The 16,977-nt window shown below is 74.7% G+C and carries 19 protein-coding genes; 8 read left to right on the forward strand and 11 right to left on the reverse strand.

The window, feature by feature from the left end; genetic code table 11:
• Nucleotides 1-15: 15 nt before the first annotated feature.
• The 5 genes from ACYVDA_RS14785 to ACYVDA_RS14805 all read right to left on the reverse strand — a co-directional run bounded on the left by ACYVDA_RS14785 (nt 16) and on the right by ACYVDA_RS14805 (nt 4,996).
• On the reverse strand, nt 16-1,026 hold the full coding sequence (locus ACYVDA_RS14785) for an aldo/keto reductase family protein (RefSeq protein WP_460819173.1): 1,011 nt from the start codon (nt 1,024-1,026) through the stop codon (nt 16-18).
• A gap of 38 nt (nt 1,027-1,064) precedes the next feature.
• On the reverse strand, nt 1,065-1,832 hold the full coding sequence (locus tag ACYVDA_RS14790; RefSeq protein WP_460819174.1) for a peptidylprolyl isomerase: 768 nt from the start codon (nt 1,830-1,832) through the stop codon (nt 1,065-1,067).
• Nucleotides 1,833-1,908: 76 nt separating this feature from the next.
• Complete coding sequence (locus ACYVDA_RS14795) at nt 1,909-2,787, reverse strand: SDR family oxidoreductase (RefSeq protein ID WP_460819175.1); 879 nt, start codon at nt 2,785-2,787, stop codon at nt 1,909-1,911.
• Entirely contained in the window at nt 2,784-4,316 is a 1,533-nt protein-coding gene (locus tag ACYVDA_RS14800; RefSeq protein ID WP_460819176.1) for a HAMP domain-containing sensor histidine kinase, read from the reverse strand. Before ACYVDA_RS14800 ends, ACYVDA_RS14795 begins: the two co-directional genes overlap by 4 nt.
• Nucleotides 4,313-4,996, reverse strand: coding sequence for a response regulator transcription factor (locus tag ACYVDA_RS14805; RefSeq protein WP_460819177.1), 684 nt, complete (start codon nt 4,994-4,996; stop codon nt 4,313-4,315). Before ACYVDA_RS14805 ends, ACYVDA_RS14800 begins: the two co-directional genes overlap by 4 nt.
• 137 nt (nt 4,997-5,133) lie before the next feature.
• Between ACYVDA_RS14805 and ACYVDA_RS14810 the strand changes: the two genes are divergently transcribed.
• Nucleotides 5,134-5,490, forward strand: coding sequence for a hypothetical protein (locus ACYVDA_RS14810; RefSeq protein ID WP_460819178.1), 357 nt, complete (start codon nt 5,134-5,136; stop codon nt 5,488-5,490).
• 102 nt (nt 5,491-5,592) lie between these two features.
• Nucleotides 5,593-6,519 carry a hypothetical protein gene (locus ACYVDA_RS14815; protein WP_460819179.1) on the forward strand — a complete coding sequence of 309 codons (927 nt, stop codon included), beginning with the start codon at nt 5,593-5,595 and terminating at the stop codon, nt 6,517-6,519.
• A gap of 112 nt (nt 6,520-6,631) precedes the next feature.
• On the opposite strand, the gene ACYVDA_RS14820 is transcribed toward ACYVDA_RS14815, so the two are convergent.
• Nucleotides 6,632-6,985: a hypothetical protein gene (locus ACYVDA_RS14820; protein WP_460819181.1), complete on the reverse strand. Its 354-nt coding sequence runs from the start codon at nt 6,983-6,985 to the stop codon at nt 6,632-6,634.
• Between the two features lie 86 nt (nt 6,986-7,071).
• Between ACYVDA_RS14820 and ACYVDA_RS14825 the strand changes: the two genes are divergently transcribed.
• Nucleotides 7,072-7,461, forward strand: a complete 390-nt coding sequence (locus tag ACYVDA_RS14825; RefSeq protein WP_460819182.1) for a hypothetical protein — start codon at nt 7,072-7,074, stop codon at nt 7,459-7,461.
• 14 nt (nt 7,462-7,475) lie between these two features.
• Here ACYVDA_RS14825 and ACYVDA_RS14830 read toward each other — a convergent pair whose 3' ends face one another.
• The gene (locus tag ACYVDA_RS14830) at nt 7,476-8,168 is read right to left on the reverse strand and encodes an NADPH-dependent F420 reductase (RefSeq protein WP_460819183.1); all 693 of its coding nucleotides are present in this window, start codon (nt 8,166-8,168) and stop codon (nt 7,476-7,478) included.
• 204 nt (nt 8,169-8,372) lie between these two features.
• Here ACYVDA_RS14830 and ACYVDA_RS14835 point away from each other — a divergent pair, with 204 nt between their 5' ends.
• The 3 genes from ACYVDA_RS14835 to ACYVDA_RS14845 all read left to right on the forward strand — a co-directional run bounded on the left by ACYVDA_RS14835 (nt 8,373) and on the right by ACYVDA_RS14845 (nt 10,953).
• A complete protein-coding gene (locus tag ACYVDA_RS14835) occupies nt 8,373-9,053 on the forward strand; it encodes an ANTAR domain-containing protein (protein ID WP_460819184.1) in 681 nt (226 codons plus the stop codon).
• A gap of 139 nt (nt 9,054-9,192) precedes the next feature.
• Nucleotides 9,193-10,404 (forward strand): formaldehyde dehydrogenase, glutathione-independent, encoded by a 1,212-nt coding sequence (gene fdhA, locus ACYVDA_RS14840; protein ID WP_460819185.1) that lies wholly within the window; start codon nt 9,193-9,195, stop codon nt 10,402-10,404.
• A 216-nt stretch (nt 10,405-10,620) separates the two neighbouring features.
• Nucleotides 10,621-10,953, forward strand: coding sequence for a TraR/DksA family transcriptional regulator (locus ACYVDA_RS14845; RefSeq protein WP_460819186.1), 333 nt, complete (start codon nt 10,621-10,623; stop codon nt 10,951-10,953).
• A gap of 34 nt (nt 10,954-10,987) precedes the next feature.
• Here the strand turns inward: ACYVDA_RS14845 and ACYVDA_RS14850 are convergent, their stop codons facing one another.
• Genes ACYVDA_RS14850 through ACYVDA_RS14865 form a run of 4 tightly spaced genes read right to left on the reverse strand, consistent with a single transcriptional unit; the run spans nt 10,988 to nt 14,443 of the window.
• A complete protein-coding gene (locus tag ACYVDA_RS14850) occupies nt 10,988-12,259 on the reverse strand; it encodes a competence/damage-inducible protein A (protein WP_460819187.1) in 1,272 nt (423 codons plus the stop codon).
• A 46-nt stretch (nt 12,260-12,305) separates the two neighbouring features.
• The gene (locus tag ACYVDA_RS14855; RefSeq protein ID WP_460819188.1) at nt 12,306-13,370 is read right to left on the reverse strand and encodes a hypothetical protein; all 1,065 of its coding nucleotides are present in this window, start codon (nt 13,368-13,370) and stop codon (nt 12,306-12,308) included.
• Between the two features lie 24 nt (nt 13,371-13,394).
• The gene (locus ACYVDA_RS14860) at nt 13,395-13,850 is read right to left on the reverse strand and encodes an MOSC domain-containing protein (protein ID WP_460819189.1); all 456 of its coding nucleotides are present in this window, start codon (nt 13,848-13,850) and stop codon (nt 13,395-13,397) included.
• Entirely contained in the window at nt 13,847-14,443 is a 597-nt protein-coding gene (locus ACYVDA_RS14865; protein ID WP_460819190.1) for a hypothetical protein, read from the reverse strand. The genes ACYVDA_RS14860 and ACYVDA_RS14865 overlap by 4 nt, the downstream gene beginning before the upstream one ends.
• Nucleotides 14,444-14,546: 103 nt before the next feature.
• On the opposite strand from ACYVDA_RS14865, the gene ACYVDA_RS14870 reads away from it, so the two are divergent.
• Nucleotides 14,547-15,722 carry a DUF2695 domain-containing protein gene (locus ACYVDA_RS14870; protein WP_460819191.1) on the forward strand — a complete coding sequence of 392 codons (1,176 nt, stop codon included), beginning with the start codon at nt 14,547-14,549 and terminating at the stop codon, nt 15,720-15,722.
• Nucleotides 15,723-15,784: 62 nt separating this feature from the next.
• A complete protein-coding gene (locus ACYVDA_RS14875; protein WP_460819192.1) occupies nt 15,785-16,954 on the forward strand; it encodes a GNAT family N-acetyltransferase in 1,170 nt (389 codons plus the stop codon).
• Nucleotides 16,955-16,977: the final 23 nt, after the last annotated feature.

Here is a 16,977-nt window from a genome sequence, read left to right on the forward strand (position 1 = left end):
GCCCACCCCGCGCGGCTAGGCCAGGCGCTTCTTCGGCATGCTCTCGGCCGTCTTGGCCGGGTCGCGCTCGGCGATGCCGCCCACGGCCTCGTCGATGCGGGCCATCAGCTCCTCGGGGATGCGTACGCCGGCGGCCTTGACGTTTTCGCTGACCTGCTCGGGACGCGACGCGCCGACCAGGGCCGCGGCGACGTTGTCGTTCTGGAGCACCCACGCGATCGCGAGCTGGGCCATGGTCAGGCCGAGCTCGTCGGCGACCGGGCGGAGGTCCTGCACCCGGGTCAGGGTGTCGTCGTTCATGAACCGCTTGATCATGTCCGCGCCGCCCTTCTCGTCGGTGGCGCGGGAGCCGGCCGGCGGGGCCTGACCGGGCTGGTACTTGCCCGACAGCACGCCCTGCGCGATCGGGGACCAGACGATCTGGGAGACCCCGAGCTCGGCGGAGGTGGGGACGACCTCGTCCTCGATGACGCGCCAGAGCATGGAGTACTGCGGCTGGGAGGAGATCAGCTGGAAGCCCAGCTCGCGGGCCAGGGTGACGCCCTCGCGGATCTGCTCGGCGGTCCACTCGCTGACGCCGATGTAGAGCGCCTTGCCCTGCCGGACGATGTCGGCGAAGGCCTGCATCGTCTCCTCCAGCGGCGTCGCCACGTCGTAGCGGTGGGCCTGGTAGAGGTCGACGTGGTCGGTCTGGAGCCGACGCAGCGAGCCCTCGATCGACTCCATCACGTGCTTGCGCGACAGCCCGGTGTCGTTCTTGCCGCGCGGACCGGTCGGGAAGTAGACCTTGGTGAAGATCTCGAGCGACTCGCGCCGCTCGCCCTTGAGTGCCTCGCCCAGCACGGTCTCCGCCGCGGTGTTGGCGTAGACGTCGGCGGTGTCGAAGGTGCTGATCCCGGCGTCGAGGGCGGCGCGCACGCACTGCGTGGCGACGTCGTTCTCGACCTGGGAGCCGTGGGTGAGCCAGTTGCCGTAGGTGATCTCGGAGATCTTCAGGCCGGAGCGGCCGAGGTGGCGGAATTCCATGCCGACAACCTAGCCAGCGGGACCAGCGGCCCCGCGGCCTACTTCACCGACTCGATGGTGACCGAGGTCTTCGGGGCCACGCCGTCGGAGGCGTTGCCGGCCTTGGCGACGTCCCGGACGACCTTGACGCCGGCGGCGTTCATCCGGCCGAAGACGGTGTAGGAGTTCGGCAGCGGCGAGTCGGCGTAGACCAGGAAGAACTGCGAGCCGTTGGTGTTCGGCCCGGCGTTGGCCATCGCGACGGTGCCGGCGCCGTAGGTGCACACCTGGCCGGACGAGGGGTCGTCCTGGCAGGGCTGGATCCGGGTGTCGTTCGGGATCAGCTCGTCGGGGAAGGTGTAGCCCGGTCCGCCGCTGCCGGTGCCCGACGGGTCGCCGCACTGGAGCACGTAGAGGCCCTGGGTGACCAGGCGGTGGCACTTGGTCTTGTCGAAGTAACCCTGCTTGGCCAGCGAGACGAAGGAGTTGACGGTGCAGGGGGCCTTGGCGGCGTCCAGCGCGATCTTCACGTCACCCCGGTCGGTGGCGACCGTGATCGAGGCGGGCAGGCCGCTGGGCTTGCCCTGGGCCGGCAGCGAGGCCTTGCGGGCGACCGGCTGGGAGGACCTGGTGTAGGTGCAGGTCCCCGCGGGCGCCGCGGAGGCCGAGGCGCCGGTCGAGGCGCTGGCCGAGGCCGACGGGCTCGTGGACGGGCTCGACCCGGAGGACGCGGCGTCCGAGGACGATCCCGACGAGGAGCCGCACGCGGCGGCGAGCAGCAGGGCCGGGACGGCGAGGAGGACCTGGAGACGGTGGGGGGAAGTCACGGCGGCGATGCTAGCCACCGATCCTGACCGGGAGCCGACGCCGCCCCGGCGCCCTGCGTGAACCGACGCCGACGTCTCAGCGACGGGTGGGGGAGATCCCGAACCTGCGTCCCACGAACCGCTCCACGACCGCCGCGGGGAGCGCGCGCTTGAGGGCGAACACGGCCGGGGCGGCGCTGCCGACGGCGTGGAGCGGGGCGGGGGCGTCCTCCTCGATGGCGTCGCAGATCGTGCGGGCGACCCGGAGTGGGGAGATGCCGTCGCGCTCGTTGGCGTCGAGTGTCTTCAGCATCCGGCGGAAGCGGTCGGCGTGCGGGGAGTCGTCGGCGACGTACTTCGTGCGGCGCTGGCTGATGCCGGTGTTGATCGAGCCGGGCTCCACGGTGGTCAGCCACACGCCGTACGGCGACATCTCGAAGCGCGCCGCGTCGGCGAAGCCACGCAGGGCCGCCTTCGAGGCGACGTAGGAGGAGCGGTAGGCCAGCGGGAAGCTGGCCAGCATCGAGCCCACCATGACGACGCGGCCGTAGCCGCGGGCGCGCATGCCCGGCAGCAGCAGCTGGGTCAGGTGGACGGGACCCAGCACGTTGACCTGGAACAGCCGCTCCAGGGCCCCCAGCGGGAGGTCCTCCAGCGGGCCGCTCTGCGACTCGCCCGCGTTGTTGACGAGCACGTCGGGCAGCAGGCCCTCCGCCGCCAGCGCGGCCAGGAACCCCTCGATCGAGTGGCTGTCACGCAGGTCCAGCGCCCGGTAGACCAGGCCGGACAGGCGCTCGGTCTCCGGGACGGCCTCAGGCGAGCGGCTGGTGCCGACCACGCGGTAGCCGCGCTCCAGCAGCATCTGCGCGGTCGCCCGCCCGATCCCGGACGACGCCCCCGTCACCAGAGCCGTGCGGCGGACCGCGCCGGGGCCGGCGGGGGTGTGGGGGCTCTCGGGCGGGGTCGCGTCGGTCACCGGGTCACCGTAGCGACCGGGTCCGACGGACCGGGACCCTCCGCCGCCGGCAGGCTGAGCCGGAACAGCGCGCCGGGGCCGGACGGCTCCAAGCAGACCAGGTCGCCGCCGTGCGCGCGGGCCAGGCCCCGGGCGATCGAGAGGCCCAGGCCGGAGCCCGACCCGGCCCCGGTGCCGGTGCTGGTGCCGGGGCCGGTCGACCTGGCCGCGTCGAGGCGGACCAGCCGCTCGAAGATCCGCTGCCGCTGGTCGGGGGGTACGCCGGGTCCGTCGTCGCGCACGTCGACCACCACCCGACCGTCCCGCCGGCCGTGCAGGTCGAGGGTGACCGCGGTCGCGCCGGCCTGCACGGCGTTGTGGACCAGGTTGGACAACACGCGGTGCAGCCGGTCGGAGTCGCCGGTGACGACGACGCTGGGCCGATCGGGGACGCGGACGTCCACGACCACGTCGGGGCTGGCCACCCGCTCGGCCCCGGCCACCTGGTCGGCGAGCGCGCCCAGGTCGACCGGTGCCAGGTCGAGCCGCAGGCCCTGGTCGATGGTCGCCGACAGCAGCATGTCCTCCACCAGACGCGCGGCCCGGCGGGTCTCGCGGATGGCGGTCAGCAGGGTCTGCTCCCGCTCGGCACGCGGTGGGTCCTCGCGCAGCACGTGCTCGGTGGCCGCCAGCACCCCGGTGAGGGGGGTGCGCAGGTCGTGGGCGGCGTCGCCCAGGAAGGCCCGCACCCGCGCCTCGGAGGCCACCGCCCGCTGCTCGGCGCCGACGACCTCGTCGAGCATCGCGTCGAAGGCCGACGCGGTGGCGCCCAGGTCGGTGCGGGCGTCGGTGGGGTCCAGGCGACGACCGCGGTCGCCGTCGGTGATGGAGCGGGCGACCTCGGTGATGGTGCGCAGCGGGCGCACCGCCCGGCCGACCACCAGCGGCACCACGGCGGCCCCGAGCAGCAGCACCAGCAGGGCGGCCAGCACCAGGGCCACCCGCACCTGGTCGAGGGTGGAGCGGACGTCGCGGGCGTCGGCGAGCAGCACGACGGAGCTGCCGTCGCTCAGCGTCCGGGTCACCGAGAGCACGTCGCCCTGCTGGGTCACCGGGGTCTTCGCGGCCGGTCCGGCCGGGGTGGGCACGGCGGGGCCCTTGCCGGCCTTCCCGGGCTTGCCCGGTCCGGTGGCGGGAGGCTCGGCGGCCGGGGTCGCGTCGGTGGTGCCGGTGCCCCCCGCGGTGGCGGCGCCCGCGAGCGGGCCCTCGGCGTACACCGCCCCGCTGGCGGTGGTGAGCACCGCCGAGACGCCGTCCCCCTCGAGCCGGCGGGCGAGGTCGCGGGCGTCGACCCGGTCGACCAGCGCGGAGGCGATGCCAGCCCGGTCGACCAGGCGCTGGCGCAGCTGTCCGTCGAGGCGGTTCTCCAGGACGAGGTCGGTGGTCACGCCGACCGCCAGCAGCATCACCGCCAGCACGGCGAGCACGGCGAGGGTGACCCGCCGACGCAGCGAGGGGGTGCGCAGGCTCCGGCCTGCAGCGGCCGTCACGGGGTGGTCCGGGGGGCGCGCAGGACGTAGCCCAGCCCGCGCTCGGTGTGCAGCAACCGGGGCCCGTGGGCCTCGAGCTTGCGGCGCAGCGCGCTGACGTGGACCTGGACCAGGTTGTCGGCGTACTGGTCGTAGCCCCACACCTGGCTCAGGATCTGCACCGGCGACAGCACCCGGTCGCGGTGCGCGGCCAGGAAGCAGAGCAGCCGGAACTCCGTGGCCGTCAGCGGCAGCCGGGTGCCGTCGCGGGTGGCCACGCCCGCACCCTCGTCGACGACCAGGTCGTCGACCTCGACGCGGCCGGTCAGGACCCCGCTGCGGCGCAGGACGGCCCGCACCCGGGCCACCAGCTCGTCGGTCGCGAACGGCTTGGTCAGGTAGTCGTCGGCGCCCACGTCGAACCCCGTCAACCGGTCCGACACCGCGTCCCGGGCGGTCAGCATGACCACCGCGGCCCGGCTGCGCGAGCGCACGACCCGGACCAGGTCGGGGCCCTGCCGACCGGGCAGCATCCAGTCCAGGACGACGAGGTCGGGGGAGAACGCCTCCACCTCGCGCTCGAGCTCCTCCCCGTCGACCAGGGCACGGACCTCAAACCCGGAGGCGGCCAGGGTCCGCTCGAGCGACTCGCGGATGGCGTCGTCGTCCTCCACGACGAGGAGGCGGGGTCGGGTGCTCACGCCGACCAGTCTGCCGAGTCGCGGCTGAAGAACACCTCAAGGTCGCCGTGCCCGGGGCCGTTCTTGAGGTCGTCTTCAGGTGGGCGGGCCAACGTCGGGGACATCACCACCCGACGTCCCTCGAGAGGAAGTCCCCGATGCCCGATCCCACCCTCGCCCCCGCCCTGCGCGACCTGGCGGACCAGGCCCACGTCACCCAGGTCCTGGACCTGCTCCGCCCCGACACCAGCAGCTGGTCCTCGGTCGACCTCGTCGTCGCGGTCGTGGTCGTCCTGGCGGCCGCGGGCGCCGTACGCCGGGGGCGTGGCCTCCTGGGCGCCCTCGCGACCGTGGTCACGACCGGCCTCGTCGCCTGGCTCGTGGTCGGCGCGCTGGCCACCTTCGCCACCGGCCCGGTCGCCTCGGCCGCCCGGGGGAGCGCCCTGCTGGGCGTCGCCCCGGCCCCCACCCACGCCCTGCTCCAGGCCGACCGTCTGATCCACGGAGCGCGCTGACCCGGCTGACCCGCCGCGACCAGCGCCCCCTAGCAGCGCCCCAGCACCAGCACCCCAGCGCCGGTCACCCCGACCGGCCCACCACCTGAGAAGAGGAACACCATGGACAAGCCCACCCCCGCCGAGCAGCTCCGCGCGGCCCGTCGGCGCCGCGCCGCCCAGCGCGACCAGCAGGACGCCACCGTCCCCATCGGACCCACCGGGCCCACGGACCCGGCGTACCGCCCCGACGACACGCAGCCTCTCGGGGTCTTCCGGAACCCGGCCGGGTCGGCCTCCCCGGCCCGACGCGGGGGCCGCCGCCTGGCCGTGGCCGGCGTCGCCGCCGGGGCCGTGGTCGGCATCGCCGCCGCCCTGACCGTGCCCGCCCTCGCCAGCGGCTGGGGCACGACGGACGCCGTGCAGACCTCCGCGAGCCAGGCAGGGGCCGGCGGCAGCACGGGAGGCTCGGGCAGCACCGGCGGCTCGAGCTCCACCGGGGGCTCGGGCGGCTCGGGAGGCTCCGGCAGCACGGGCAGCACCGGCAGCGCAGGCGGGTCGAGCAGCACCGGCGGCAGCGGCACTGCTGCCACCTGCGCCACTCCGCCGGCCCCCGGCACGGGCGGGAACGCGGGCCCGGCGCCCACGCCTCCCAAGAGCGGCACGAAGCCGACCCCGCCGAAGGCGGGCGCGAAGCCCACCCCGCCCAAGGCCCCCGCGAAGGGTGACGCCCCGACCCCGCCCAAGGCCGGCGCGAAGCCGACCCCGCCGAAGGCCGGTGCGAAGCCGACCCCGCCGAAGGCCCCCGCGAAGGGCGACGCCCCGACCACACCCTGCGCTCCCGGCGCCGGGCAGGGGGCTCCCGCGCCGGCCGCACCGCAGGGCCCGAAGGGAGACCATCCGCGTCCGGCGGCCCCGGCCCCGCAGGGCGACAAGAGCGGCCCGGCGCCCAAGGCCCCCAAGGCCCCGAAGGCCCCGGGAGCCCCGAAGGCCCCCAAGGCGCCCGCCGGCGGACCCGCCGCGACCCCGGCGCCCAGCCGCCAGGGCTGACGCGAGGCGGACGGAACACAGGACCGCCGCCAGGAAGCACGGCAGGCCGGCCGGGAGGAGCGGGGGAGACCCTCGCGACCCCCGGCCGGCCTGCGGCGCGGTGGGAGCGGGGTCAGCGGGCCTTGCGGTCGGCGGCGTACGCCGCGGTGTTGAGCGCGGCCCAGCCGAGCGTCACGGCGAGCACCTTGGCCCGCACCTTGCCGCTGGTCGCGGTGCCCAGGACGGTCGCGTCGGAGAGGTCGCCGACGATCCGCAGCGCCATCGCGGCGCTCACCACCTGGGGGTTGCGCGAGAGGGCGAGGGCCGAGATGGCCAGGTCGCGACCGCCGTAGGTCCGCGCCACCTGGTCGTACGCCGGAGCCTGGGCCGCCGGGGCCTCGAGCCCGTCGGCGAGGTGACGGGGACGCACAAGGGCGAAGACGCCGTAGACGGCGGTCAGGGCGGAGAGGATCCGGGAGTAGGTCATGGGCTCAACCTAGGTCGGCCCCGCACGCCCGGCCCCCACCCGTCCGGGTGGGGGTGGGACCAGGTGCCCCGGGGCACAGTGGCCACGTGACCCGCTTCCCCTTCGCCTTCGCGTCCTCCTACCGCCTCGCCGCCCTGCCGTTCGGCATCACCCCGGGCACGGCCTGGGTGGAGGTGGACCAGGCCGAGCTGCGGGTGCGGTTCGGCCCCTGGCGGATGCGCACCCCGCTGACCAACGTCGCCTCGAGCGAGGTCACCGGCGGGTTCGCCTTCCTCAAGACGGCCGGGCCGCCGCACCTGTCCTTCTCCGACAAGGGCGTCACCTTCGCCACCAACGGCGACCGCGCGCTGTGCGTGCAGCTGCACACCCCGGTCCCGGCGATCGACCCGTTCAAGCGGATCCTGCACCCGGGCGCGACCATGACCGTGGCCGACCCCGAGGGCCTGCGAGAGGCGCTCGGAGCCGGCCAGGAGTAGGTCGGGGGAGTCGGTCAGGACATCTCGGCGTACCGCTTCGCGGCGGCGAGGGCCTGCGTCATCTCCTCGCGCGTGGCGGCCTTGCCGGTGCCGGGGAACTCCTCACCCTGCACGACGTACGGCGCGCCGTACGCCGCGGTGTCGCGCTGGAACCGCCAGCCCTCGGCCAGCGCACCGGCGTCGACCGTGTCGTAGCCGATCCGGTCCAGGAACTCGGTGACCTCGCGCTTGGCACCGTCGTCGTCACCGGCGATCGCGATCACCGAGCGGTCGGCGTCGCCGGCCGGCCTGGCCAGCTTGGCGAGGTGGCCGAAAAAGATGTTGTTGAAGCCCTTGACGACCTTCGAGGTCGGCAGGTGCTCGGCCAGCAGCTCGCTGGTCGTCGTGGTCTCGGCGTCCAGCTCGGGGAACTGCCCGTCGCGCTCGGGGTAGTAGTTGTTGGTGTCGATCACGACCTTGCCGGCCAGGGGCTCCACGGGCACCTGGCGGTAGTTGACGAGGGGCACGGTCACGACGACGAGGTCGCCGGCCTCGGCCGCCTCCTGGGCGGTGGCGGCCCGGGCGCGCGGCCCCAGCTCGCTGACGAGGTCCTGCAGGGTCTCGGGGCCTCTGCTGTTGCTGAGCACGACGTCGTAGCCGGCGTCGAGCGCCAGCTTCGCGACGGTGCTGCCGATGTTGCCGCTGCCGATGAGTCCGATGGTGGTCATGATCGGTCAACCAGGGGTGCGGCTGTCCGATTCCTCCGTTCGCCCAGGGCGAACCGACGGATACGTGGCTCTCGACACCGGTCCGGGGGAGGCGCGACTGGGCGCGACCGTGCAGAATGTCTGCCGAGGAGCCGGCGTCGAGGTGACGACGGCCCAGGTCCTGCAGCGTGGCCGACCTCCCAGCTGTGAAGAGGAAGGCACGCGTTGACCGACGACACCACCGCGACCCCCATGCCCACGTTCGGCCGTTGGAGCTACGACTACGTCACGAAGGACTGGTCCTGGTCTCCCGAGATCATCCGGATGTGGGACATCGCCATGGCCACGGAGTCCGCCGTCGCCGACATCATCAGCCGCGTCCACGAGGACGACCGGGTCGAGATCACCCGCCGGGTGACCCACTCGGTGGACGACGCCGTGGTGCTCAGCGGCCAGGCCCGTCTGGTCACCGACAGCCGCGGTGAGCGGATCTTCTCCTTCCTCGGCGACGTCATCCACGACGACGACGGGACCCCGCTGCGCCTGGAGGGCTACTCCCTCGACGTGACCGAGGAGGTCCGCCTGGCCACCCGCGAGGCCGTCGACTCCGCCACGCGGCACCGTCGCGCGATCGAGCAGGTCAAGGGCGCCCTGATGGTGACCTACCGCGTCGACGAGGTGACCGCCTTCGCGATCCTGCGCAAGCAGTCCAACGAGAGCAACGTCAAGATCCACGAGCTCGCCGAGCACGTCAGCCGCGCGATGAGCGGCGGCGTCCCGCGCCCCGGCGGTGGGGCCACGCCGATGATGGAGATCCTCGCCGCGGTCGCCCTCAAGCTGCGCCCGGCCCGCAGCGCGCGCGGCGCCGTACCCGCTCTGGAGGAGGGTCTGCCCGAGGCCCAGTAGGCCCGCTCGCGGTCCGATCCGCCCCTCCCGGGGTTGTCCCGCGACCTCCGGGGTGGTTGTGTCGGTGGAGTCATGTGACGCCGGCCACACCGGCGTCACCCACCGACCTCCCCGGTCCTCGGGGCGGAGGGATGTGCCCATGTCCGGCAACCGCGTCGTCGTCTACAAGGGTCCCGGGGAGGTCGCCGTCGAGACGGTCGACTACCCCAAGCTCGAGATCCCCAAGGAGGTCGCCCAGCACTTCGGGATCAAGCAGGCCGCCCCCCACGCGGTGATCCTGAAGCTGGTCACCACCAACATCTGCGGCTCCGACCAGCACATGGTCCGCGGACGCACCACCGCCCCCGTCGGCCAGTCGCTGGGCCACGAGATCACCGGCGAGGTGGTCGAGGTCGGCGACGACGTCCTGTTCGTGAAGGAGGGCGACATCTGCTCGGTGCCCTTCAACATCGCGTGCGGCCGCTGCCGGATGTGCAACGAGGGCAAGACCGGCATCTGCCTCAACGTGAACCCGGCGCGCGCCGGGGCGGCGTACGGGTACGTCGACATGGGTGGCTGGGTCGGCGGTCAGGCGGAGTACGTCCTGATCCCGTTCGCCGACTTCAACCTGCTTCGCTTCCCCGACCGCGACCAGGCCCTGGAGAAGATCCTCGACCTGACGATGCTCTCCGACATCTTCCCGACCGGCTACCACGGCGCCTACACCGCCGGCGTGACGACCGGCTCCACGGCGTACGTCGCGGGGGCCGGGCCGGTCGGCCTGGCCGCGGCCCACGCCGCGCAGCTGCTCGGCGCCTCGGTCGTGATCGTCGGCGACATGAACGCCGACCGCCTCGCCCAGGCGCGCAGCTTCGGCTGCGAGACCGTCGACCTGAGCAAGGGCGACGACCTGGCCTCGCTGATCGAGGGCATCCTGGGCGAGCCCGAGGTGGACGCCGCCGTCGACGCGGTGGGCTTCGAGGCCCGAGGCCACGGCGAGGGCGCTGCCGAGGCCCCGGCCACGGTGCTCAACGACATCATGACCATCTCGCGCGCCGGTGCCTCCCTGGGCATCCCGGGCCTCTACGTCACCGGCGACCCCGGTGCCGTGGACGACGCGGCCAAGGAGGGCCAGATCGGCGTCAAGCTGGGTCTGGGCTGGGCCAAGTCCCACGCCTTCGTCACCGGTCAGTGCCCGGTCAAGAAGTACAACCGCCAGCTGATGAACATGATCCTGTCGGACAAGGCGCAGATCGCGAAGGCCGTCAACGCCACCACGATCGGGCTCGACGACGCCCCCCGCGGCTACCAGGAGTTCGACGCCGGGTCGGCCCAGAAGTTCGTGATCGACCCCCACGGCATGGTCGCCTGACGCAAGGAGGCTCCCGTGCCCGCCGAGGGGGCTTGTCTGGTCCTCCAGGAGGCTCGTCTGGTCCTCCAGGAGGCTCGTCTGGCGGCGTACCGCTCGACCTCACCCACGAAACTTCCTCTCTGCACACGACGCATCGTGTGCAGAGAGGCAGTTCGGGTTCATCACCTGGGAAACCGGACGCCCGGTCCGCTGTACGTCGGCAGTAGCCTCGGGCAGGTGGAGGAACCGCTCACCTTGCTCGCCGCCGAGCGGGCGGACACGCTGGCGCGGCTGGCGGCGCTGCGTGAGGACTACGCCGGGGTGGTCGATGCCAGCCGTGACACCAACGCCGACGACGAGCACGACCCCGAGGGCCACACGATCGCCTTCGAGCGCTCGCAGACCGGAGCGCTCGTGCGTCAGGCCGAGCGTCACCTGACCGAGATCGACGCCGCCGTGGACCGGGTGGCGGAGGGCACGTGGGGCCTCTGCGAGGTCTGCGGCGAGCCGATCGCCCCGGCCCGCCTCGAGGCCCGCCCCACCGCCCGCACCTGCATCGCGCACGCGTAGTCGACGTGCGCCGCGCCTTTCGTGCGGTGCGGGGTCAGCGGCCGAGCAGCTCGCGCACCAGGTGGAGGGCCACCACCACCGAGCGCGCACGTACGCCGGCCCGGTCACCGCCGAGGCGCACCTCGCGCGCCACGACGCGACCGTCGCCGGAGGTGGCGCACAGGTGCACCAGGCCCACCGGCTTCTCGGCCGTGCCGCCGCCGGGCCCGGCCACGCCGGTGATCCCGACGCCGACGTCGGTGCCGAGCCGCTCGCGCGCCCCGTCGGCCATCGCCCGGGCGACCTCGGCGCTGACCGCCCCGACGGTGTCGAGGAGCTCCTGCGGCACGCCCAGCAAGTCGCGCTTGGCCTCGTTGGCGTAGGTCACCAGCCCGCCCAGCAGGTACGCCGAGGAACCGGGCCGGTCGGCCAACCGCCCGGCCAGCAGCCCGGCCGTGCACGACTCGGCGGTCGCGATCGTCCAGCCGCGGTCCAGCAGCTCGAGGGCGACGAGCTCCTCGACCCCCGGCCCCTCGGAGAAGAGCGTCTCGGCGAAGTCCGACCGGATCGCCCCGACCAGCCGGTCGTAGGCGTCCTCGGCGGCGGGGGAGTAGCGCGTGACGATCTCCAGCTCGCCCTGGGCCAGGCAGGTGGTGATCTCGAGCCCGTTCAGGTCGGCCTCGTGCCGGGCCAGCGTGGCCGCGAGCTCGGACTCCGGGGTGCCCCACAGCCGCAGCGTGGACTGGCGCAGCTCCTCGCGGCCGGCCAGCGCGGCCTGCACCGACGGGTCGGCCAGCGCGTCGTCCCACATCCCCTGGAGCTCGGGCGGGGGGCCGGGCAGCACGACGACCGGCGGGCCCTGGCGGCCCTCGGCGACGGGCACCACCAGGCCCGGGGCGGTGCCGACCGGGGCCAGCACGGTCGCGCCCTCGGGGACGACGGCCTGCTTGCGCACCCCGGCGGCCGTGGCCTCGGGGTCGCGGCGCCACCCCTTCCCGGCCGAGAGCCGCTCGACGATCTCGGCGATCTCCTCGGCCAGCTCGGGGCGCAGCGTGCCGGGGCGTCCCTGGAACCTCGCGACGACCTCGGCGGTGAGGTCGTCCGCCGTGGGGCCGAGCCCGCCCGAGGTGATCACCAGGTCGTGCCCGGCGGCGAGCATGCCCAGCGCGCTGGTGAGGTCGTCGGGGCGGTCGCCCACGACGACGACCTGCCCGACGTCGACGCCGTGGCGCCGCAGCTGCTCGGCCAGCCAGGGCCCGTTGGCGTCGGCGACCCGACCGGTGAGCACCTCGGTGCCCGTGACGACGATCCCTGCGCGCGCACTCATGGCAGCGATCGTAGGCAGACCCGGTGACACCGGGTCCGACGAGGCGTCAGGCCAGCAGCGCCGCGACCTCGGCGGACTCCCAGAACGGCGCCAGACGGGCGCGCACGACCCGCTCGAGCACCCCGTCGGCCCGGGCCGCCTCGAGGACCGGGCCGGCGAGTCGGCGCACGTCCTGGGTGAGGCGCTCCTCGGTGAGCCCGAGGCCGGCCAGGAGCGCGGCCAGGTCGGTCTCGGCGTGGGTCGCGAAGAAGGTCGCCACGCAGGCCTCGACGACCCGCGCGGCGGTCTCGGTGTCGCGCACACCGGCGACGAGGTCGCGCACCCGGCCGACGAGGTCGGTGAGGTCCTCCTCGGTCACGACGCGGGCCAGCTGCCCCACCGGCTCGGCGGCCTGCAGGTCCCACAGCTCCATGGCGGCCTGCTGGAGTGCCTCGTCGGTGACCAGCTCGCGCACGATGGCGGTGGTGCGACGCATCGTGTACTGCGCGCCGGCCCCCATCGCGTCGCCGACCAGGCGGTCGAGCTGGAAGTCGCCGACGCCGACCTTGCCCACGCGGGAGACCGCGCCGGTCCCGAAGGACAGCAGCGACGACATCCCGGGCAGCTTCTCGGCGCGGGCGCGGTTCTGAGTGAGCACGTCGGCCACGATCCGTCCGACCAGGCGCGAGGTCAGTTGGACGGCGGCGGGACTCTCGGTGAGCTGGTCGAGCACGTGGTCCCGCACGGTGTGCATCGCCACCACCCGCGCCACGAGCGCCTCGACGTCGTCGCGGTCCACGACGTCGCCGAGCGGGGTGCGGTCGGCGGCCAGGGTGCGGCGTACGGCGAGGGCCTCGGGCACCGCGATCGACTCGACCACCTCGCTGCCGGTCACCTCGATCACCAGCCGCCGCGCGATCTCCTGCACGTCCTCGACCGCGACCACGTCGCCGAGCCTGAGCTGCGAGGCGACCTCGAGCACGCGACCCACGTCGGCAGCGACGGTCTCCGCGAGCGCCTCGCCGGTCAGCTCGTCGAGGACCCAGGTGACCTGGGCGTCGAGCAGGCGCGCCGCCAGATCGGGGGAGCCGGGCGATTCGGGGGAGTGGTCGTCGCGCGTGGGGGAGGGCACCCGCTCACGCTAGTGGGCGCGCGGTCACCCGGTGGGCAGGACGGCCACGTCGCCGACCCGGACGGACCCGCCCTCCAGGACCCGGCAGATCGACCCACCGCGCCGGCGCAGCGCGGCCCGGGCCCCGGGGCCGACCGAGACCTCCATGACCGCGCACGGTGCGGCGACGCGGACCACCTCGAGCAGCACCGGTCCGATGCGCAGGCGCGCGCCCGGATCGGTGGGGACCTCGCCGTGGGACAGCGTCACGTTGCGACGCGTCGACCCCGCGTCCACGGGTGCGTCGAGGTCGGCGGCCGCCTCGGCGAGCGCCGTGGCGGACTGCACGCTGACGTGGCGGTGGCGGGTGCCGTGGTAGCGGTCACCCACGATCCCCGCGCCGGCCTCGACCTCGATCGCGTCCACCGGCTCGATCCCCGCCTTGCGTGCCGGGGCCACGTGCAGCGCCGTGACGCGGGGCGCCGGGGCGTCCGTGCTCACGTCCGGGACCCGGCCACGCCGGGTCGGTCGAGCCACAGGTCACGCCAGCTGCGCTGGGCCTGGAGGACCGCGGCCACGACGAGTCCCACGAGCAGCAGCAGCGGCCCCCACCCGCCGCTGTCACCGCTCTCGTGGCTCGCGACGCCCATCACCGAGAAGAGCAGGGGGACCAGGGTGCCGACGACGGCCAGGGAGGCGATCGTGGTCCGGGCCCAGCGGTTCTTCGAGCGTCCGCCGCCGGCCACGACGGAGTTGACCAGGATGCCCACCTCGAGGACCGCCACGAGCAGCAGCCCGAGGAAGCCGGTCCCGACGATCGCGCCCCCGTCGTCCTCCCCGAGCACCTCGAAGCCGGCCGTGGCGATCCGGTAGACCACCCGCTCGTGGTCGGCGCCCTGCCGGACCGTCCAGGCAGGCAGCACCAGACCGAGCGCGATCAGGGCGACGGCGACCAGGCACGCCGCGCGCAGCACCAGCAGTCGCAGCTCGCGGACCTGGCGCTCCAGCCGGGCCAGCTCCGGGTCGCGGGAGCCGACCGGCTCCCGCGACGGGGTCGTCGGACCCGGGGGACTGGCGGCGGGGTCGGCGTCCATGAGGGGAAAACTAGTGCCCGGCTGCGGTCGGCGAGCCGGGACCGTCCGCGACGGCGGGTTGCCGCCGCGGCGTTCTGTCGGTGCCCAGGGCTAGACACGACCCGTGGACCACGACCAGCCCAGACCCCCGCCGACCGACCCCGACGGGTCCCTCCCGGCGCTGGAGCCGCAGGTGGGGGAGTGCGTGCTGTGCTTCGTCTCCCGCGCCGTCGACGAGCGGGGGTGCGACGGCACGCTGGGGTGGGCGGCGCGCTTCCAGGGGGTGCGGGTGCCCGGGGCGATCGCCCTGGTGCCGCGGCTGACCGCGGCGGGTGGGACGTGCGACTGCGCCGTCCTCGAGCGGGGCTACCGGCTGGTGCGCGAGTGCCTCGAGCGCGACGTGCATACCGACGAGCTGATGCTCCCGGCGGTGCGGCCGACCTGCTCCGGCGTACGACGGACCTCGGCGCGGCACTGCCGCAACTGGGAGCGGCGTCCGCGCGGCGGCTCCGGCCCGGAGGGGGTGCTGCCGCAGGATCGAACCGTGGGCGACGTGTTCAGCGAGAACCTGACGGCCTGGCAGGAGTACGCCGCGACGCCGTGGGCCCGGATCCGCTACGCCACGGTGGGCAACGTCCTGCAGCGGCACGCCGCCGAGCTGGGGCCGCGGGTGCGCGTCCTGGACGTGGGGGGTGGGGACGGTCGCGACGCGCTGCCGCTGGCACTGGCCGGGCACGACGTCACCGTCCTGGACCCGTCCCGCTCGTGGCTGGCCGAGGCCGACCGGAGGGCGGCCGACGCCGGCGTCAGGCTCACCACGGTCGAAGCCGGTCTCGACGACCTCCCCACGGGCGAGTGGGACCTCGTGCTGTGCCACTTCGTGCTCCGCTACCGCCCGGACTCGACGCAGGACGTGGCCGCGCTGGCCTCGCGCGTGCGCCCGGGAGGTCGGTTGTCCCTGGTGGACGTCAACCCGGCGGCACGGGTGCTGCGCCGGCTGGTGGCCGGGGGCCCGACCCACGCAGCCGAGGAGCTGCACGCGGTCGAGGTCGCGGTCGAGACGTTCGCCACCGCCGCCCGCAAGGTCGAGGTGGAGCAGGTGCGGGCCGAGGTCGAGGCCGCCGGTCTCCGGGTCGTGAGCCGCCACGGGCACCGGATCGCCAACGACCTGCTCACCGACGACCGGGCCAAGCACGACCCGGCGTACTTCGCGCAGCTGCTGGCCCTGGAGCGCGAGCTGCGCGACCGGCCGCCCTTCCGCGACATCGGTTTCGCCTGGCAGGTCGTGGCGCAGCGCTGACCCCGTCCGGGTCGCCGTCGTGACCGGCGAAACCGGTTGCCCCCCGCCCTAGGGTCGTCCTCGTGGTCATCCAGCTGGTGGGTGCCGGCCTGCCCCGCACCGGGACGTCGTCGTTGCGCGAGGCGTTGCGCCACCTCCTGGGCGCGCCGGTGCACCACATGAGCGAGGCGTTCGCCCACCCCGAACAGGCAGCGATCTGGGTGCGCGCCACCGGGGGAGAGCCGCCGGTCTGGGAGGAGTTCCTGGCCGGGTACGCCGCCGGGGTCGACGCGCCGTTCTCGAACTGCTGGCGGGACCTGGCGGCGGCGTACCCCGACGCACCGGTGCTGCTGTCGCACCGCGGTGACCCGGAGGTGTGGCTGCGGAGCATGGAGGCGACGGTCCTGCCGCGGACGCGCGAGATGCTGGCCGGCGACGACGCGGACCCGATGGTGCCGCTGTTCCGCGTGCTGTTCCGCGACGTCGTCACCGACCTCGAGGACCGCGGCGCCCTGGTCGCGGGCTACGAGCGGCGGCTGCGCGAGGTGCGGGCCGAGGTGCCGTCCGCGCGGCTCGTGGAGTGGCAGCCCGAGGACGGGTGGGGCCCGCTGTGCGATGCCCTCGACCTGCCGGTGCCGGACCGTCCGTTCCCGCACGAGAACAGCACGGCCGACCACGCGGCCCGGCACGCCTCGCGGGTCCGCCGCGACCGGGAGCGGCGTACGTCATCGGTACGCACGGCCCGCCTGGTGCTGCACCGGGTCGACGCGGCCGAGGCCGGGCGCGTCGCCGAGCGGCGTCCCACCGGCGAGGACCGCTGGGCCGCGGACTTCCCGAGCGACGGCGAGGTCCGGGCGACGACGGCCCTGCTGCGCCGGCTCGCGGACGGTGGGCGCGTGGGTCCGTTCGGGTTCTACCGCGTCGAGCGAGCAGCCGGCGGCCTCGCCGTGGGAGGCATCGGGTTCAAGGGCGACCCCGTCGAGGGCCGGGTGGAGGTCGGCTACGGCCTCGCGCCCTCGGCCCGGGGGCACGGCTACGCGGCGGAGGCACTGGCGGCCGTCGTCGGCCTCGCCGCCGAGCACGGGGTGGAGGTGGTGGTCGCCGCGACGCACCCGGACAACGCGGCCTCGCGCCGCACCCTGGAGCGCGCCGGGTTCCGCCACGTCGGGCGCGACCCCGGGCCCGAGGGGGAGGACCGCTACGAGCGCCTGACCAGGGAGTCCGCCGGGGAGCCGGGCGCCGCGAGTCGCTGACCGGGCGCGTCCGGCGTGGGAGC

The sequence above is a fragment of the Nocardioides korecus genome (assembly GCF_054778395.1).

Coding starts and splice junctions, on each gene's coding strand:
- fdhA (WP_460819185.1), top strand. CDS start 9,193: ATGTCCGGCAACCGCGTCGTCGTCTACAAGGGTCCCGGGGAGGTCGCC.
- ACYVDA_RS14850 (WP_460819187.1), bottom strand. CDS start 12,259: ATGAGTGCGCGCGCAGGGATCGTCGTCACGGGCACCGAGGTGCTCACC.
- ACYVDA_RS14785 (WP_460819173.1), bottom strand. CDS start 1,026: ATGGAATTCCGCCACCTCGGCCGCTCCGGCCTGAAGATCTCCGAGATC.
- ACYVDA_RS14820 (WP_460819181.1), bottom strand. CDS start 6,985: ATGACCTACTCCCGGATCCTCTCCGCCCTGACCGCCGTCTACGGCGTC.
- ACYVDA_RS14815 (WP_460819179.1), top strand. CDS start 5,593: ATGGACAAGCCCACCCCCGCCGAGCAGCTCCGCGCGGCCCGTCGGCGC.
- ACYVDA_RS14830 (WP_460819183.1), bottom strand. CDS start 8,168: ATGACCACCATCGGACTCATCGGCAGCGGCAACATCGGCAGCACCGTC.
- ACYVDA_RS14865 (WP_460819190.1), bottom strand. CDS start 14,443: ATGGACGCCGACCCCGCCGCCAGTCCCCCGGGTCCGACGACCCCGTCG.
- ACYVDA_RS14810 (WP_460819178.1), top strand. CDS start 5,134: ATGCCCGATCCCACCCTCGCCCCCGCCCTGCGCGACCTGGCGGACCAG.